At 28.9% G+C, this 17,560-nt stretch carries 18 protein-coding genes; 15 read left to right on the forward strand and 3 right to left on the reverse strand.

The genetic code is table 11. The features are described from left to right. The first annotated feature begins 31 nt into the window (after positions 1–31). The 10 genes from pfkB (at position 32) to K0039_RS22255 (ending at position 9,478) form a co-directional block, all read left to right on the forward strand. Positions 32–949 carry a 1-phosphofructokinase gene (pfkB, locus tag K0039_RS17295; RefSeq protein WP_228106326.1) on the forward strand — a complete coding sequence of 306 codons (918 nt, stop codon included), beginning with the start codon at positions 32–34 and terminating at the stop codon, positions 947–949. Positions 950–952: 3 nt separating this feature from the next. Beyond that, a complete protein-coding gene (locus tag K0039_RS17300) occupies positions 953–2,908 on the forward strand; it encodes a PTS fructose transporter subunit IIABC (RefSeq protein WP_228106327.1) in 1,956 nt (651 codons plus the stop codon). A gap of 246 nt (positions 2,909–3,154) precedes the next feature. Beyond that, positions 3,155–3,862 carry a GntR family transcriptional regulator gene (locus K0039_RS17305; protein ID WP_228106328.1) on the forward strand — a complete coding sequence of 236 codons (708 nt, stop codon included), beginning with the start codon at positions 3,155–3,157 and terminating at the stop codon, positions 3,860–3,862. 209 nt (positions 3,863–4,071) lie between these two features. Further along, positions 4,072–4,383: a PTS sugar transporter subunit IIB gene (locus tag K0039_RS17310; protein WP_228106329.1), complete on the forward strand. Its 312-nt coding sequence runs from the start codon at positions 4,072–4,074 to the stop codon at positions 4,381–4,383. A gap of 19 nt (positions 4,384–4,402) precedes the next feature. Further along, entirely contained in the window at positions 4,403–5,731 is a 1,329-nt protein-coding gene (locus K0039_RS17315; RefSeq protein WP_228106330.1) for a PTS sugar transporter subunit IIC, read from the forward strand. 47 nt (positions 5,732–5,778) lie between these two features. Then, positions 5,779–7,089 (forward strand): 6-phospho-beta-glucosidase, encoded by a 1,311-nt coding sequence (locus tag K0039_RS17320; protein WP_228106331.1) that lies wholly within the window; start codon positions 5,779–5,781, stop codon positions 7,087–7,089. Positions 7,090–7,097: 8 nt separating this feature from the next. Continuing rightward, positions 7,098–7,823, forward strand: coding sequence for a chitin disaccharide deacetylase (chbG, locus tag K0039_RS17325; protein WP_228106332.1), 726 nt, complete (start codon positions 7,098–7,100; stop codon positions 7,821–7,823). Positions 7,824–7,835: 12 nt separating this feature from the next. Then, positions 7,836–8,153 carry a PTS lactose/cellobiose transporter subunit IIA gene (locus K0039_RS17330; protein ID WP_228106333.1) on the forward strand — a complete coding sequence of 106 codons (318 nt, stop codon included), beginning with the start codon at positions 7,836–7,838 and terminating at the stop codon, positions 8,151–8,153. A gap of 366 nt (positions 8,154–8,519) precedes the next feature. After that, positions 8,520–8,660: a hypothetical protein gene (locus tag K0039_RS17340; protein ID WP_228106334.1), complete on the forward strand. Its 141-nt coding sequence runs from the start codon at positions 8,520–8,522 to the stop codon at positions 8,658–8,660. Positions 8,661–8,692: 32 nt separating this feature from the next. Then, the gene (locus K0039_RS22255) at positions 8,693–9,478 is read left to right on the forward strand and encodes a MurR/RpiR family transcriptional regulator (protein WP_322789399.1); all 786 of its coding nucleotides are present in this window, start codon (positions 8,693–8,695) and stop codon (positions 9,476–9,478) included. Between the two features lie 50 nt (positions 9,479–9,528). Here K0039_RS22255 and nagB read toward each other — a convergent pair whose 3' ends face one another. From nagB to K0039_RS17360, 3 genes are read right to left on the reverse strand one after another with little or no spacing between them, the layout of a single operon-like run. After that, positions 9,529–10,299, reverse strand: a complete 771-nt coding sequence (nagB, locus tag K0039_RS17350; protein ID WP_228106335.1) for a glucosamine-6-phosphate deaminase — start codon at positions 10,297–10,299, stop codon at positions 9,529–9,531. Between the two features lie 50 nt (positions 10,300–10,349). Next, on the reverse strand, positions 10,350–11,489 hold the full coding sequence (nagA, locus tag K0039_RS17355; RefSeq protein WP_228106336.1) for an N-acetylglucosamine-6-phosphate deacetylase: 1,140 nt from the start codon (positions 11,487–11,489) through the stop codon (positions 10,350–10,352). Positions 11,490–11,506: 17 nt separating this feature from the next. Further along, positions 11,507–12,244: a GntR family transcriptional regulator gene (locus tag K0039_RS17360; protein ID WP_228106337.1), complete on the reverse strand. Its 738-nt coding sequence runs from the start codon at positions 12,242–12,244 to the stop codon at positions 11,507–11,509. A 198-nt stretch (positions 12,245–12,442) separates the two neighbouring features. On the opposite strand from K0039_RS17360, the gene K0039_RS17365 reads away from it, so the two are divergent. From K0039_RS17365 to K0039_RS17385, 5 genes are all read left to right on the forward strand, one after another. Next, positions 12,443–13,972 (forward strand): FAD-dependent oxidoreductase, encoded by a 1,530-nt coding sequence (locus K0039_RS17365; RefSeq protein WP_228106338.1) that lies wholly within the window; start codon positions 12,443–12,445, stop codon positions 13,970–13,972. Between the two features lie 18 nt (positions 13,973–13,990). Continuing rightward, entirely contained in the window at positions 13,991–14,548 is a 558-nt protein-coding gene (locus K0039_RS17370) for a DUF2238 domain-containing protein (RefSeq protein WP_228106339.1), read from the forward strand. Positions 14,549–14,655: 107 nt separating this feature from the next. Beyond that, positions 14,656–15,768, forward strand: coding sequence for a peptidylprolyl isomerase (locus tag K0039_RS17375; RefSeq protein ID WP_228106340.1), 1,113 nt, complete (start codon positions 14,656–14,658; stop codon positions 15,766–15,768). 138 nt (positions 15,769–15,906) lie between these two features. Continuing rightward, a complete protein-coding gene (locus K0039_RS17380; RefSeq protein ID WP_228106341.1) occupies positions 15,907–16,251 on the forward strand; it encodes a cupin domain-containing protein in 345 nt (114 codons plus the stop codon). Positions 16,252–16,423: 172 nt separating this feature from the next. Next, positions 16,424–17,491: a DUF6398 domain-containing protein gene (locus K0039_RS17385; RefSeq protein ID WP_228106342.1), complete on the forward strand. Its 1,068-nt coding sequence runs from the start codon at positions 16,424–16,426 to the stop codon at positions 17,489–17,491. The last annotated feature ends 69 nt before the right edge of the window (positions 17,492–17,560 follow it).

The following is a 17,560-nucleotide window of genomic DNA, read 5'->3' on the forward strand; positions in this document are numbered from 1 at the left end:
AATATATACGAAAAATAAAGGAGGAAATAAAGTGATATACACTGTAACCTTAAATCCATCTATAGATTATGTTATTAATCTTGAACATTTAAATACAGGACATGTAAACAGAGCAAATAGTGAACACGTATATCCAGGAGGAAAAGGAATAAATGTTTCAAGGATATTAAAAACTTTAGGACATGATAATGTGGCTACTGGATTTGTAAGTAATTTTACAGGTGACTTTATAACTAACTCTTTATCTGATTTAAATGTTAAATCAGATTTTATAAAATTAGATAATGGATTTACTAGAATCAATGTAAAAATAAAGAGTGATGAAGAAACTGAAATAAATGGTGGTGGACCACATATAAGCGATGAAAAGCTTAAAGAATTATTTAATAAATTAAGTGGATTAAAAGAAGGAGATGTTTTAGTTCTTTCTGGAAGTATTCCATCAACTTTAAAAGAAGACTTATACGAAAAAATCATGAAGCATGTAAAAGCAAATAATGTGAAAGTTGTGGTTGATGCAACTAAAAATTTACTTTTAAATGTATTGAAATATAATCCATTTTTAATAAAGCCAAATAATCATGAATTGGAAGAAATGTTTAATGCAAAACTAGAAAGCATAGATGATATAGTAACTTATGGTAAAAAGCTTCAAGAAATGGGAGCAAGAAATGTGCTAGTTTCAAGAGGAAAAGATGGTGCTCTTCTTATAACAGAAAATAAAGAAGTGTTCATAAGTAATGTACCAAAAGGAAGTGTTGTAAACTCTGTTGGTGCTGGAGATTCTATGGTAGCTGGATTTATATCTGGATACATAAATAGCAATTCTTATGAAGAAGCTTTAAAACTAGGAGCGGCAAGTGGAAGTGCAACTGCATTTTCATCAGATTTAGCAAAGAAAGAGTTTATTGATAAATTAATAAAAAAAATAAATGTTGAGAGGAGATAAAAAATGAGAATAATTGACCTTATTAATAAAAAGTCAGTGAAACTAAACTTAGTTTCAAAAGATAAATCAAGTGTAGTAGATGAACTAGTTGATTTAGTTAACAATAGTGGAAATTTAAATAATAAAAAAGAATATAAAGAAGCAATACTTGCTCGTGAAGAATTAAGTACTACTGCCATCGGGGAAGGGGTAGCAATTCCACATGCAAAAAACAAATCAGTAAGTAAAGCTTGTTTAGCTGCTGGTATATCAAAAGAAGGGATAGATTACGAAGCATTTGATGATAGTTTATCTCATTTATTCTTTATGATAGCTGCACCAGACGGAGCAAACGATACCCACCTTGAAGTGCTATCAAGACTATCAACAATACTAATGGATGAAAGTTTTAGAAATGATTTAATAAATGCATCTTCAGTAGATGAATTCTTAAATTTGATAAATGTGAAAGAAAAAGAAAAATTTCCAGAGGAAGAAGAAAAAGAAGTAGTTGTAAAAGAAAAAAAATCTAATTTACCTACAATTCTCGCAGTTACAGCTTGTCCAACAGGAATAGCTCATACTTTTATGGCAGCAGAAAATTTAAGTCAAAAAGCTGTAAATAAAGGAATAAGCATAAAAGTTGAAACTAATGGTTCAGCAGGTATTAAAAATGCTTTAACAAAAGAAGAAATAGAAAATGCAACATGTATAATAGTAGCAGCTGATAAAAATGTTGAAATGGACAGATTTAATGGAAAGAAAGTTATAATAACAAAAGTTGCTGATGGTATACATAAGGCAGATGAACTTATAGACAGAGCTGTTAAAGGTGATGCACCAATTTTTCATGGCTCTAGAGGAAATGATATAGAAGAAGCATCAAATGAAAAAGAAAGCATAGGAAGACAATTTTACAAACATCTAATGAATGGTGTATCTCACATGTTGCCATTTGTTGTTGGTGGAGGAATACTTATAGCTTTAGCTTTCTTATTTGATGACTACACAATTAATCCAGCTAACTTTGGTATGAATACTCCTCTTGCAGCATTCTTTAAAACAATAGGTGGTCAAGCATTCGGATTTATGTTGCCAGTCCTAGCTGGGTATATAGCAATGAGTATAGCAGATAGACCAGGTCTTGCAGTTGGTTTTGTTGGTGGTATTATAGCAAGTGCAGGATATACTTTTAGTAATCTTATGCATTATGATGCAAAAACTGCTATAAGTGCAGGATTTTTAGGTGCACTGCTTGCTGGTTTTGTTGGTGGATATTTAGTATTATTACTTAAAAAATTATTCTCATATTTACCAGATTCTTTAGAAGGAATTAAACCAGTTTTATTATTCCCTGTATTTGGAATACTTTTAATGGGCTTAATAATGATAAGTATTAATCCAATAGTTGGTTCTGTAAATACAGCACTTAACAGCTTCTTAGCTTCTATGAGTGGAACTAGTAAAATATTACTTGGAACAGTTCTTGGAGCGATGATGGCAATAGACATGGGAGGTCCTTTCAATAAAGCAGCTTATGTATTTGGTACAGCTCAACTTACAGTAGTAAATGCGGGTCCAGAACAATTTGCCATAATGGCAGCAGTTATGATAGGTGGTATGGTACCTCCTTTAGCAATAGCTCTTGCTACAACTTTCTTTAAAAATAGATTTAGTGAAAGTGAAAGAAAGTCAGGAATAGTAAATTATATAATGGGATTATCATTCATAACAGAAGGTGCAATTCCATTTGCAGCAGCAGATCCACTTCATGTTATACCTGCTTGTGTAATAGGTTCAGGTCTTGCTGGTGCATTATCCATGGCATTTGGATGTGGACTTAGAGCTCCTCATGGAGGAATATTTGTACTTCCAACAATAATAAATCCTTTAATGTATCTTGTGGCATTATTAGCAGGTTCAGTAGTAGGAGCAATTTTACTAGCAATTCTTAAAAACCCACTGGACAAAGTAAAATAAGTTTACAATTTTAAACAAAATAAAATCATGTGATTGTAAATATAAAATAATTTATAATTAAAATAAGAGGCACCTTTTAAAAGGTGTTTTTTATTGCAAAAAATTACAAGTATTTGCTTGATTTAAAATGTAGCTTAAGATAATGTATATGTATATATATTTATTTTGATTGTATATAATTAAGGATAATTATATTAGAAGTGTAGGCTATTCATTATAAACACAATTATCAAAGGAGTGTAAAATATGGGGCAACCAATGTACAAAATAATTGAAGAGTATGTAAAAAATTTAATTGACTCAGGTAAGTTAAGCCAAGGAGACTTAATACCTTCTGAAAATCAATTATGTGAAGAGTTTAATGTAACTAGAATGACCGTAAGATCAGCTCTTAGTAATCTAGTGAAGGAAGGATATATTACGAGAAGAAGAGGTATTGGAAGTATTGTACTAGGTGGAAATATTTATGATAATATATCTTCTGTAAGTGGATTTACAAAGGAGATGAAAAGCAAAAATAAAGAAGTATCTAATATACTAATAGATATAAAGGTGCTTGAGGCAGACGAAGAATTATCAAAGAATCTGAGCTTAAATTTAGGTGAAAATGTATGGGAAATATGTAGAGTTAGATTGGCAGATAAAAAGAAAGTATCTTACATGGTTACTTATATGCCTGTAAAGCTTTTTCCAAATTTAACAAAGAAAGATTGTGAAGATTCATTATATAAATATATAGAAGAAGATTGCGGATATAAAATAGCCATTGCAGAAAGAGAAGTTGAAGCTATAATATCAACAAAGAAATTGGAAGAACAACTGGATTTAAATAAGAAAGAGCCAATATTATATATAAAACAAGTAAGTAGATTTGATAATGGTGATGTATTTGAATATTCTCATACCTATCATTATGGATATACTTTAACTTTGAGTGCTGTAACAAAACAATAGAAAAATAAAAAATAAAAATTTTATAATAAAAATGAAAATGTTTTCTTGAAATGTCTATACATTTGTTATACAATTAGATTAACAAAATAAATGTATAGACATTTTATGTATTTATATACTCTATTTGAAATCATCAACAAAAGACTGGATATATAAATATAAATACACAAAAATAAATAAAAACTAATATTTTATGGAGGTATTATAAAATGATAAAAATAATGTTAGCCTGTTCAGCAGGAATGTCAACAAGTTTATTAGTAACAAAAATGGAAGCAGCAGCAAAAGAATCAGGTATTGAAGCAAAAATATGGGCAATATCTGAGGCTAATATTGATAAGGAGGTTCAAGATGCAGATGTAATATTACTTGGACCGCAAGTAAGATTTATGCTAAACAAAGCTACAGAAATAGCTAAGCCTTATAATGTTCCAGTTGAAGTAATCAATATGATGCACTATGGAACATGTAATGGGAAAGCAGTATTAGACAGAGCAATAGAGCTAGCAAATTTAAAATAAAAATTGAGGGGGAAATTTTATGGAAAAATTTATGTCTTTCATGGAACGTTATTTAGTTCCTGTTGCAGCAAAGTTTGGATCGCAGAGGCACTTGGTGGCAATAAGAGATGGTTTTGTTGGAATGATATCAATAGCTATGATAGGCGCATTTGGTAATCTTGCAAAAAACTTGCCTTTTGAACCGTATCAAAATTTCATAACAGGTACTACAATAGGTGGACACATTGGAGCAGTAGGTGGGAACTTATGGTGGGGATCTATAGCACTAATGTCTTTATTTTTAGCAGTATCAGTTGGGTATTCTCTTGCAAAATCTTATGACGGAAATGGTTTGCAAGCAGGTCTTATATCTTTATGTGCATTCTTGGTATTAAGTCCACAAACAGCTTCCATAGTACCAGAAGGTGCAACTGAAGCAATAGTTGGATGGGGATTTATTCCTTGGACTTATGTTTCTACAAATGGATTATTTACAGCTATGATAGTTGCTTTAGTAACTACTGAAATATATATTAAATTATCAAATGTATCTTGGTTAACTATTAAAATGCCAGATAGTGTACCACCAGCAGTTTCAAGATCATTTGCAAAGTTATTACCTAGTTTAATTGCATTAACTATAATGGGAATAGTTGGAGTTATAATATCTACTCTTTCTGATGGTCAATTCATAAATGACTTATTACAAACTTATCTAGCTAAACCTTTAACAGGTGTTGCAGACTCTTTAGGTGGAGCAATATTTGTTGCAATATTCGTTCATGTATTATGGATATTTGGATTACATGGTGCAAATATAGCATTACCAGTTGTTGAACCTATATTAATGGAACTTGGTGGAAAAAATGCTGAATTAATGGCGGCTGGAGCTACAGAAGGATATCATGTATTTGCAGGAGCTTTTCTTGATGCATTTGTATATTTAGGTGGATCAGGAATGGTTATAGGTTTAGTAATAGCTTTATTAATAGCAGGTAAAAGACGTAAAGATATGATAGCTTTAGGTGGACCACCAGCATTATTTAATATAAATGAACCTATGATATTTGGTATGCCAATAGTGTTAAATCCAGTATATATGATACCTTTTGTATTAGCACCAATTATATGCACTATAACAGCATATTTTGCAATATCTAGTGGACTTGTACCACCAGTAATAATGCCTAAAATACCATGGATAACACCTCCAATATTTAGTGCAGTAATGGCAACAGGTAGTTTAAAGGGAGGTATATTAGCCTTTGTTAATATAGTATTATCTGTTCTAATATACTTACCATTTGTAGGGGCGGATGAAAGAATGGCAAAGAAAAAATTAGCAAAAGATTCAGGACAAATAGGGTAAAAAATCTTGCTTAAATATAGATATATACAGATTGGATGGTGTATGACATGAAAAACTGTTTAAAGGTAGTGACAATTGGAGGAGGATCAAGTTATACTCCCGAGCTAATAGAAGGTTTTATTAAAAGACATAAAGAATTGCCAGTAAAAGAATTATGGCTAGTTGATATAGAAGAGGGAAAAGAAAAATTAGAAATAGTGGGTAGTTTAGCCAAAAGGATGGTTAAAAAAGCAGGAATAGATATGGAAATTCATCTTACGCTAGATAGAAGAGAAGCCCTAAAAGATGCTAACTTTGTGACAACACAGCTTAGAGTGGGGCTTTTAGAGGCTAGAATAAAAGATGAAAGAATACCACTATCTCACGGATTAATAGGACAAGAAACCAATGGTGCAGGAGGGCTATTTAAAGCCCTTCGTACAGTACCAGTAGTATTTGACATAATAAAAGATATAGAAGAATTATGTCCAAATGCGTGGCTAATTAACTTTACAAATCCAACGGGAATAATAAGTGAAGCAGTATTTAAATATACAAACTTTAAAAAATATATAGGCCTTTGTAATGTACCAATACATTTAAAGAATGATGTAGCTAAATTATTTCAAGTAGAACCAGATAGAATCTATATGGAGTTTGGCGGACTAAATCATATGGTGTATGGATTGAAGGTATGCTTAGATGGAAAAGACGTAACAAAAGAGGCTATTGAAAGATTCATTACAACGAAAATAAGTATGGAAAATATAAAAGCTATTGATTTTAATCCAGAATTTGTAAGAGCTTTAGGAGCCATACCTTGTCCATATCATAGATACTATTATAAGACTAAAGAAATGTTAGTAGAAGAATTAGATGAATTTAAAAAAGGAAAAGCTAGAGGTCAAGTAGTTAAAGAGCTGGAAGATCAGTTATTTGAACTTTATAAAGATGAGAGCCTAGATATTAAACCACCGCAATTAGAAAAAAGAGGTGGAGCATATTATAGTGATGCAGCGTGTAATTTAATAAGTTCAATATATAATAATAAACAAGATATTCAAGTGGTAAATACATTGAATAATGGTGCCATAAGGAATTTCAAAGATGATCATGCTATAGAAGTAAGTAGCATAATAACTTCACAAGGTCCTAAACCACTTTCCATTGGATATCTTCCAGAATGTACTGATGGATTAGTAAGTCAAATTAAGAGTTTTGAATCATTGGCAGCAAAAGCTGCAGTTACTGGGGACTACGAGACGGCACTACTTGCTCTTTGTATAAACCCACTAGTACCATCAGACGATATTGCTAAAGTAGTATTAGATGAAATGATGGAAGCTCATAAAGAATATCTACCACAATTTAATAAGTAGGTGATAAAATGACTAAGCTAATAATAAATGCAGATGATTTTGGTTTATCTGAAGCAGTGAACTATGGTATAATTTCAGCATATAAATCTGGTGTAGTTACATCTACTAGTACCATGGCAAATATGCCAGGATTTGAGCATGCTATGGAGCTTTTAAAAGTAAATGAAAATTTAGGTTGTGGTGTTCATTTGACCTTAAGCTGTTATAAACCACTACTTTCAAACTTAAAAACTATAGTAGATGAAAATGGTTATTTTATAAAAAGAATAACCAATGAAGTAATTGAAAATATGGATTTAGATGAAATATACAATGAATTGTGTGCTCAAATTGAAAAGGTGAAATCTAAAACAGTTATAACACATTTAGACAGTCATCATCATGTTCATACTTTAGAAAAGCTAAGACCAGTTATAGAAAAAATTTTAAAAAAATATAATTTACCAATAAGAGGTGGATTTGAGTATGATTTTAGTTATTCTAAAGTTATACCTTTAGTAGATACCTTTTATGGTGACAATGTAAGTGAAGATTATTTCGCGAAAAAGTTAGACTATCTTAAAGAATATGAAATAGCTGATATAATGTGCCATCCTGCTTATATTGATGATTTTTTAATGAAAACAACATCATATTCTATGGCCAGACTTAAGGAGCATAAAATATTAACTTCTAAGGATACGAAAGTTTTCATACAAGATAATTTTTTATTAACAAATTATAAAGACTTATAGGGGGAAGACAATATGGATGAAAAAATGATAGAAATAACTTTTGGGATCATAGGATTTGCTGGTGATGCAAAAGCTTTAGCTTTTGAAGCTATAGATGAGGCTAAAAAAGGAAATATAGATATAGCAAGGGAAAAACTTGAAGAATCTAAGGCAGTTATGGTTAAAGCTCATAAATTTCAAACAGAATTAATACAAAAAGAAGCTAGTGGTGAAAAAACTGATATGAGTGTAATGTTAGTTCACTCTCAAGATCACTTAATGACAAGTATGACATTTCAACAATTAGCAGGAGAATTTGTTGATTTATATGAAAGATTAAATACAAAGTAATTTATTAAATATAATAAAAAAGGAATCTATTATACAGAGTAGATTCCTTTTTTTATTGCAAGAAAATGCATTTATTTATATGAAAATAATATAAATAGGTCTAAAAATATGAAATCCATGAAAGTACTTTCTAAAAAATAATTTGTATTAAAAATATTTTCTTTAAATTATATACTGTATTATTATGGGGTGTATGGCTAAAGCGGCTAAAGAAGGTTGTGTAGTTGGGATTCGTGCTAACACAAAGGAAGATATAGAAGAAATATAAGTTTATGTTTGACTACTGGAATAGGTATAGGTGGAGCAATTATTATAAACAATGAAATATATCACTGAGCTTTAGGGAGTGGTGGAGAAGTAGGCTATATGAATATGATGGGGTCTACTTTTCAAGAGCTAGGATCATGTAGTGTGTTAGTTAAGAAAGTTGCTGAAATGAAAAATATAAGTGAAAAAGACATAAATGGTAAATATATTTTTAACAAAGCTAAAGAGGGAGAGTATTAATTAAGGAATATCAAAAGAGTATAGTACCGCATATAGAATCTTTATATGATAGCTTTACACCTTCAGAAAAAACCATTGCAGATTTCTTCATTCATAATACGGAAGAAATTGACATATCATCGAAAAATTTATCTAAAACACTATTTGTTTCAGAGGCATCTATATCCAGGTTTGCTAAAAAATGTGGGTTTGATGGTTATAGACAATTTGCTTACGTGTACAAACAAAGTTTTGAAAAAAGTACTCCTAATATAACAGCTAGTTATACAAAACAAGTTTTAGATACTTATCAAGAGCTTTTAAATAAAAGTTATACATTGATAGATGAAAAGCAAATGCAAAGAGTTGTAGAACTTATATCAAATAAAAAAAGAATATATATTTATGGAAGAGGAAGTTCTGGTCTTGTAGCTCAGGAAATGAAGTTAAGACTTATGAGACTAGGGGTTAATGTGGAAGCAATATTAGATAGTCATATAATGAAGATGAATTCTGTTTTAATGGATGAGGAATGTTTGGTAATTGGAATAAGTGTTAGTGGTAACACAAAAGAAGTAATTAACTCATTAAAAGAAGCTTCAAATAGGGGGTCAAGTATAGTTTTAATAACATCCAAACAAGATGAAGAAATGAAAACCTATTGTGATGAAATTTTATTTATTGCTGTTAAAGAACATTTAGAAAATGGAAAAGCTATTTCACCACAGTTCCCTGTTTTAGTTATAGTTGATATTTTCTATTCCCATTTCCTTCAAAGTGATAGACTTAGAAAAGAAGAACTACACAGTAATACAATTAATGCTCTTTACAATGAATAACTATAAAAAATCAGTAGCTATATTGCTACTGATTTTTATTATTAAAAAGTTTATTTTATTTTTGTATATTCTTTCATTAACTCATAGTCATTTTCATTTAAACGGCTAGCAGCTTCTTTATCAACAATTATAATCACATCTTTGTGTAATTGTAATATAGATGAAGGTACTTCTGGTGTGATTTTTCCATAAACTGTATTATAAATTGCCTCAGCTTTATTTTGACCACTTGCTAAAAGTAATATTTTTTTACTTTTGAATATTGAACCTGTTCCCATAGTTATTGCTTTTGTTGGAACTTCATCTAAGCTATTGAAAAATCTTGCATTAGCTTGTCTTGTAGATTCATCTAAAGTAACTACATGAGTTCCCTTCTTAAAGTTTATAGTAGGTTCATTGAATCCTATATGAGCATTATTTCCTATACCAAGAACTTGTATATCGATGCCTCCATTATTGTCAATTAACTGGTCATATGAAACACATTCAACTTCTATGTCATCAGACATACCATTAGGTATATATATGTTTTCTCTATTTATATTTATATAATTAAATAAATTTTCGTCCATAAAATAATGATAGCTTTGATCATTATCTATAGGAAGTTTATAATATTCATCCAAGTTAAAAGTTTTAATCTTTGAGAAGTCGATTAATCCTTCTTCATACATCTTTATTAAGTTTTTATACATTCCTATAGGAGTACCTCCGGTAGCAAGACCAAGAACTGATTTTGGTTCTAAAATCATTTGACTTCCTACTATTTGTGCTGCTTTTTTGCTTAATGATTCGTAGTTTTCACAAACTATTATTCTCATAATGTATCCCTCCAAAATTTTATAATATATTTAGTAATTTATTAATATAGTTACTTGTTTAAATTGTTAAAAATAATTTCTCCATGAGAAATAGTCATGTAGCAATTTAATTCTTCGTCAAATAATGCTATATCAGCATCTTTATTTATGTCTAAGCTCCCCTTTGTCTTATGCATATTTATTGATTTTGCAGGGTTTAGTGAAGCCAGATTTATTGCATCGTTTATTGATAAGTTTGTGCTTTTTTTATAATTATAGACTGCTTTATTTAATCTTAAAACACTACCTGCTAGGGTACCTGAAGTAAGTCTTGCGACACCATCTTTTACGAAAACATCTTGCCCACCTAAATCATATTTACCATCTGCCATACAACCAGCTCTCATACAATCAGTTATCAATATTACTTTATCCTTACCTTTGTTATTCAATACAAATTGGAATAGCTCTGGATTTACGTGAATATTATCGCAAATCATTTCACAGAAAACATCACTAGTAAGAGCGGCTCCAACTACACCAGGCTCTCGATGGTTTAAAGGTTTCATCGCATTAAACAAATGAGTTACATTTGATGCACCTAATTTTATTGCAAGCTTAGCTTCTTCATAAGTTGCATTAGTATGAGCTATGGATAATGTTATATCAGTTTTATTTTTTACTTCCTTTGTAAAATTTAAACTATCATCAACTTCAGGAGCATAAGATATTATTTTAATAACATCTACATAATCTTTTATAAAAGGAAAGTTAGGAACTTGAATAAACTTATCCCTTTGAGCGCCTTTGTATTTACTATTTATAAAAGGACCTTCTAAATGAGCACCTAGAATTTGAGCTCCATCATATTTTATATTCATGGCCTCTCTTACAACATCAAGGGCGCCATATACATCTTCTTTTGACATTGACATTGTAGTTGGCAAGAAAGAAGTAACACCATTTTCTTTGATTCCATTACCTATAGTTTTTATGGATTGTAAAGATTTATCCATTACATCGCAATTACAACTACCATGAACATGTATATCAACTAGACCAGGAGAGACGTAAAGACCTTTAGCATCAATTATCTCTACGTTTTTATCTACCTGGTCACAAAATTCTATTATTTTGTCATTAAATAAAAGAATTTTATCTTCAATTACTTTATTTTCGGTAACTATTTTACCATTAATAATAGCCTTCATAATCCCCTCCTAAATTGTTAATCTTCGTTAAGTATTATTTCATACTGATGTTTATCTGTAATAAATAAAGAACTAGTATACTCTAAAACATCTTCCTTATCAGTAAATACAACTCTATCAATTTTTAAGGCTAAAGAGCTTAAGTCTACATTTAATAATTTTGATTGAGTTTTATCTAATGTAATAGGATTAATAATTTGTTTAGCCCTTTGAGTTTTGTGCATATATTTTTCTCTATATAATTTATATAAAGAATTCTTATTTATAAGATCTTCATTTAAATTTGGACACATATATTCAGGAATATATATTTTTTCTAGTATTGTAGGTTCTTCATCAATAAATCTGATTCTTTCTATATGAAAAACAAGGAAAGAATCGTATTTTATCTGCAAGTATTTCTTAACTATATCACTAGGTTTATCTAATTTAAATTTTAATATCTCATTTTTTACTTTTAGTTTTTTTTCTTTTGCTATTTCTGTAAAGCCTTGCATTTTTTCATACGTTAATTTTTGTTTTTTATATGAAACAAAAGTACCTTTTCCTTGTCGTCTTTCTAAGATTCCTTCATTGACTAAGTTAATAATAGCTTTATTAACTGTCATTCTGCTTACATTTTGGATCTTACACATATCTCTTTCTGACATTAAATAATGCCCTTCTTGTAATTCATTGTTATTAATCATATATTTTATTATTTCTATAAGTTGAATATAAAGAGGTATTTGTGAATTTTTATCTACTAATCTCATCCCTTTTCTCCTCTATGGTATATACCTATTGGTATATACCAATTTTATAATTTAATTATAGATAAAATATTTATAAAAAGCAAGTTTATAAAAAAAATATATGAATAAAATAATTTATACAAAGATGGAAAATATTTTAGCAAATAATAGTTAATAATAAATATTATTTACTATTATTAACTATGAAAGGATGAAAAAATGAAGAATTCATATTGGATTTTATCATCAGAGGAAAAGAAAAATTATGAAAGTTTAAACAGGGATATAAACGCAGACTATTTAATAGTAGGTGGTGGTATAGCTGGGCTTACTACAGCTTATTTATTAGCTAAAGAAAATAAAAAAGTTATTATTGTAGAAGCTGATGAAGTTGGATTTGGAACATCAGGACGAAACACGGGAAAAGTAACCAGCCAGCATGGGCTTATATATTCTACAATACAAAAAGAGTACTCTAGTGAAAAAGCTAGACTTTATTATGATGCAAATGAGGAAGGATTAAAACTTATTGAAAACATAATAAAAGAAAATAATATAGATTGTAATTTTAAAACAGTCCCAAGTTTTGTTTATACAGAAGAAGACAGGTATATTAAAGATATAAAGAAAGAATATGAAATTTGTAAAGAATTAAACATACCTTGTGAGTATATGAACTATATTGAAGGAATTCCAATGAGTATAAAAGGAGCTTTATGTTTTAAAAACCAAGGTCAATTTAACCCTAAAAAATATGTGGACGCCTTAGGAAAAATAAATCAAAAAATGGGTGTAAAAATTTACGAAAATACTCCTGTAGTAGATGTAAATATTGATGAAGAATGTTTGATCAAATGTGGGAATAACAATGTTATTAGAGCAAAAAATTTAATAATAGCATCATGTAATGCATGGTATGATGGCTTAAGATTTTTCTTTGCAAAAGAGGAAGCATCAAGATCTTATTTATTATGCGGAGAATTAAAAGATGAAATATCAGAAGGAAATTATATTAGTGTAGAAATGCCAACTAGAACATTTAGAACTTGTAAAGATGATAAGGAAAGGAATCTTTTAATCGCTGGAGGATATGATCATAAAACAGGAAAATGTGATAACGAATGTGATAACTTTAGAGCCATAGAAGCCTTTGCCAAGGAAAATTTTCATTTGAAAGAGATTATAGCTGATTGGTCTTCCCAGGACTATATTTCATCAGATAATATACCGTATATTGGAAGGATAAATAATGAAAAAAATAATGTGTATATTATAACAGGAACTAGCAAATGGGGACTTAGTAATAGTAGTGTGGGTGCTATTTTAATTAAAGATTTAATTACTAAAAACAAATCTAAATATGAGGATTTGTATAATCCAAGTAGGTTAAAAAGCTATTTAAATGTTAAGTTTTTAGAAAATAATGTGGAAGTTGCGATTGATTATATAAAAGGGAAATTTATATCAGGAAGTAGTGAACTACCTAATAAAGATGAAGGAAAAAGAGTAAGTATAAATGGAAAGAGATATGGAGCATATAGAGATAAGAATAACCATTTATATATAGTAGATATTACTTGTACTCATTTAGGTTGTGAACTTCGTTTTAATAGTGGTGAAAAAACTTGGGATTGTCCATGCCATGGAAGTAGGTTTTCTTATAAAGGCGAGGTTCTAAATGGACCAGCATTAAGACCTCTAAAGGCCTATGATGAAGGCAAAAATAAAATTGATCCTAAAATATTATAATTTGTAAGGGATAATAGTATGAAAAAAATAAACATTTTAAAATGCTTAAATATGCTACTCTGCCTGTTTTATGGTTTATCTGTAGTTTATTTAATATTTATTAAAAAATATAATTACGCAGCTATTTGCGCAGGGTGTATTATATTAACTTATATACTTAGACTAGCAAATAAAAAATTTGATTACCTATTTAATGATATGCTGATAATAATGCTTGATTTATTTATACTATTTTCTCTTGTTCTTGGAACTTCTTATGGATTATACAAAATAAATTATTATGATGATATATTACATATATGGTCTGGAGCCATTGGAAGTGTGGTTGCATATACAATCATAAATGTATGTACAAAAAAAGAAGATAGGAAAAATATAAAAAAAGTTTTTTTCTTCATTTTTATTTTTATGTTTAGCTTGGGAATAGCAAATTTATGGGAAATTTTAGAGTTTACTTTAGATTTATTATTTAAAATAAATTGTCAAGCTGGTGGCCTAAAAGACACAATGATAGATATGGTAGATGGTTTAATTGGAACATTAATAATTACTCCTTTCTTATTGCGAAGATTATAAAATATTATAAAATTCATAAAAATTTCATATTACTTTCCATTTCTATTCACACAAAAAATATTATATGTTGTAATATATAAATAAGAAATAAATTTAGGAGGATCCAAATGTCTCAAGATAAACCGAATAAAGAAAATGAAATCATTGATAATGTAGAAACTACAGAAGAGACTGTAGATCATTCACATAAAGAGGATAGTGGAGAAAAGAAAAGTAAACTAAAAAAGTACATAGGAGGTAAAAGAGGTAAGACAATTGTATCCATGTTAATTGTAGCAATTATAGGAATGGGCGCAGGTATTTATATAGGAATAGATATGGGAAGAATCTTACCAGCTACTCATAAATCTTATAATAAATCACAAGTATTGGCAACTGTTGGAGATGTTAAAATAACAGGAGCAGATTTTGCAAAAAGAATGGAACCATACTTCTACTACCAAGGATTAAAAAAATTATCAAATGAAGAAATTGAATCTCAAGAAGCTAGCACAATAAATTATATGACAAATCTAGAAGCATTATATAAAGCTGGAAAAGAAGCAAAAATTACAGTAACTGATGCTGAAGTGGAGAGCAACTACTCTAAAACTATGTCATCAATTGAGTCATCATTTAATTTAACTGAGGATGCATATTTAAGTAAATTTAATCTTACTAAGGACTATATGAAAGAAAGTCTAAAAAAAGAAATGATAGCAACAACGTATTTACAAGAAAATTCTAAAGTAAGTGAAAAAGAAGCCAAGAATTATTATAACAATAATAAAAAAGACTTCTTCCAAATAAGAGCATCTCATATCTTAATTAGTAATTATGATGAAAATGGAAAAGAATTAAGTGATGATAAAAAGAAGGAAAATAAAGAAGTAGCGGAAAAACTACTTAAAAGAGCGCTAAATGGAGAAGATTTTGATGATTTAGCACTTGAATATTCTAATGACTCTTATAACGCTAGTAAGGGTGGTGATTTAGGGTATTTCAGTAAAGGACAAATGGATGAAAACTTTGAAGAAGCAGCATTTTCTTTAAAGACAAATGAAATTTATCCTAAGGTAGTGGAAACTAATTATGGATATCATATTATTAAAAATACTGGAGAGAAATATAGTGACTTTGATGATGTAAAAGAATCTCTTATAGAGACTTTAAGTAATGATAAGCAAAGTACGCTACTAGAAGATGCTTTAGAAAAATATGATGTTAAAGTAAATATGTGATATTAAAAATATTTAATTTAATATAATCCCAAATAGACACAATAACTAAAGGCTCCTTTTCATGAAGGGGCTTTTATTGATAAAACTTAATAATTTTGATATTATTAGTTGTGTATTATAAAGAAAGGGGCTTTTTATATGATAATAAGAAAATCACAAATCAGAACAAATGAGTCTAATTTAAGAGATGGCAAGGGATTAGTTAAAAGAGAATTTATTGTTGAAGGTGACGATTTAAGGGGAAAGGCAAAATTATTTTCAAAAATAACGATACCAGTAGGAAATTCTATAGGAATGCATGACCACGTAGATGACTTTGAAATTTATTACATAACAAAGGGTAAAGGAAAAGTTTTAGACAATGATGAGTTTGTAGAAGTAAATGAAGGTGATGCAATATATACTGCTGATGGAAACAAACACTGTATAGAAAATATAGGTAATGAAGATTTAGAATTTATAGCTGTTGTAATAAATGAGTAATAAAAAAACTCTAGGATATTCCTAGAGTTTTTTATTCTAAATTAAAAATTTCCTTATATATAGTAAAATTTTATTATCATATATTAAACATTTCTAAAGTTTAAATATACATTTTTGAAAAAAATGTTATAATAGTAAATAGTGTTATTTTAATGTAATATGGAGGATTTAAATGAGCAATACGAAATCACAAATAAAAAATATAATAATGGATTTCTCAAATGAAAACTTAAATAGAGATTTTACACAAAAGAGTACGGAAATCCTAGACATACTAGAAGATGCAAATGCAGAAATATTAGAAACTTCAAGAACTGATATATGGGCTGCTTCTATATTAAACATAGTGTTAGATATGAACGGAGTATTTAACAAAAAACATTCAATGTACATGACAAAGAAAGATTTCTCTCAAAAAATAGGGGTATCAGCAGGAACGATAAAAAATAAAGCTGAAACTATTAAAGAAATTTTAAACTTACAAGAAGATGACGTAAGAGTAATAATATCTTCTACAAATGATGCGACTGAAAATATAGAAGAAAAAGAAATAGTAGATAAAAAAGAAGTTGCTGTAACTACTGAATCACAAGTTGAAGAAGTAAAAGACGAAAAACAAAGAATGTATCAACATTTCATGCAGTTAGCTCATGAATCTAATGAGTTCAAAGAAAAAGTTGAAAATTTTGAAAATGCTATAAAAGTTGCAGTAGAAATGATAGAAAATAATGGTGAAGTTGTATACTGGGAAGATGAAATAACAAAACCATATATGATAGCTTTACAAGACTTAGGAAATTTATTTAATAATAATAAAGACTATGGTTCGGCTAAGAGAGTATATGAATTATTATTAAATTTAAATCCACAAGACCATCAAGGTATAAGATATAAGTTAATAAATATACTTATAGAAAAAAATGATAGAAAAGAAATAAATGACTTATTTGCAAGATATAAAGATGATAAAACTGCAATATGGTTATACAGTAAAACTTTATACTATTATAAAAATAACAATATGTTTATGGCAAAAGATGCATTAAAAGATGCAGTAAATACAAATAAATATATAGCATTAAAGTTAATAAAATGGACTGCTTTCATGCAAATGTCAGGAGTATACATAAATCCTGTATTATTTAACGAAGCAAACTTCTACTGTGAAGAGTCAATAAATTTATGGAAAAATAGTAAAGGTTCTATAGATTGGTTATTAAAAAATGTATTAAAAAAATAAGGCTGTGAATATACAGCCTTATTTTTTTATGAGTTTTAAGCAACGGAGTTGTTTGAAGCGGTAGCTAAG

The sequence above is a fragment of the Terrisporobacter mayombei genome (assembly GCF_020748465.1).
GTDB classification, from domain to species: Bacteria; Bacillota; Clostridia; order Peptostreptococcales; family Peptostreptococcaceae; genus Terrisporobacter; species Terrisporobacter mayombei.

Bases quoted from the DNA above. Each gene is read 5' to 3' on its own strand.
- K0039_RS17300 (WP_228106327.1), top strand. From the start codon at position 953: ATGAGAATAATTGACCTTATTAATAAAAAGTCAGTGAAACTAAACTTA.
- K0039_RS17370 (WP_228106339.1), top strand. From the start codon at position 13,991: ATGAAAAAAATAAACATTTTAAAATGCTTAAATATGCTACTCTGCCTG.
- K0039_RS17320 (WP_228106331.1), top strand. From the start codon at position 5,779: ATGAAAAACTGTTTAAAGGTAGTGACAATTGGAGGAGGATCAAGTTAT.
- K0039_RS17380 (WP_228106341.1), top strand. From the start codon at position 15,907: ATGATAATAAGAAAATCACAAATCAGAACAAATGAGTCTAATTTAAGA.
- K0039_RS17365 (WP_228106338.1), top strand. From the start codon at position 12,443: ATGAAGAATTCATATTGGATTTTATCATCAGAGGAAAAGAAAAATTAT.
- K0039_RS17340 (WP_228106334.1), top strand. From the start codon at position 8,520: ATGAATATGATGGGGTCTACTTTTCAAGAGCTAGGATCATGTAGTGTG.
- chbG (WP_228106332.1), top strand. From the start codon at position 7,098: ATGACTAAGCTAATAATAAATGCAGATGATTTTGGTTTATCTGAAGCA.
- K0039_RS17385 (WP_228106342.1), top strand. From the start codon at position 16,424: ATGAGCAATACGAAATCACAAATAAAAAATATAATAATGGATTTCTCA.
- K0039_RS17305 (WP_228106328.1), top strand. From the start codon at position 3,155: ATGGGGCAACCAATGTACAAAATAATTGAAGAGTATGTAAAAAATTTA.
- K0039_RS17375 (WP_228106340.1), top strand. From the start codon at position 14,656: ATGTCTCAAGATAAACCGAATAAAGAAAATGAAATCATTGATAATGTA.
- nagB (WP_228106335.1), bottom strand. From the start codon at position 10,299: ATGAGAATAATAGTTTGTGAAAACTACGAATCATTAAGCAAAAAAGCA.
- nagA (WP_228106336.1), bottom strand. From the start codon at position 11,489: ATGAAGGCTATTATTAATGGTAAAATAGTTACCGAAAATAAAGTAATT.
- K0039_RS17315 (WP_228106330.1), top strand. From the start codon at position 4,403: ATGGAAAAATTTATGTCTTTCATGGAACGTTATTTAGTTCCTGTTGCA.
- K0039_RS17360 (WP_228106337.1), bottom strand. From the start codon at position 12,244: ATGAGATTAGTAGATAAAAATTCACAAATACCTCTTTATATTCAACTT.
- K0039_RS17330 (WP_228106333.1), top strand. From the start codon at position 7,836: ATGGATGAAAAAATGATAGAAATAACTTTTGGGATCATAGGATTTGCT.
- K0039_RS17310 (WP_228106329.1), top strand. From the start codon at position 4,072: ATGATAAAAATAATGTTAGCCTGTTCAGCAGGAATGTCAACAAGTTTA.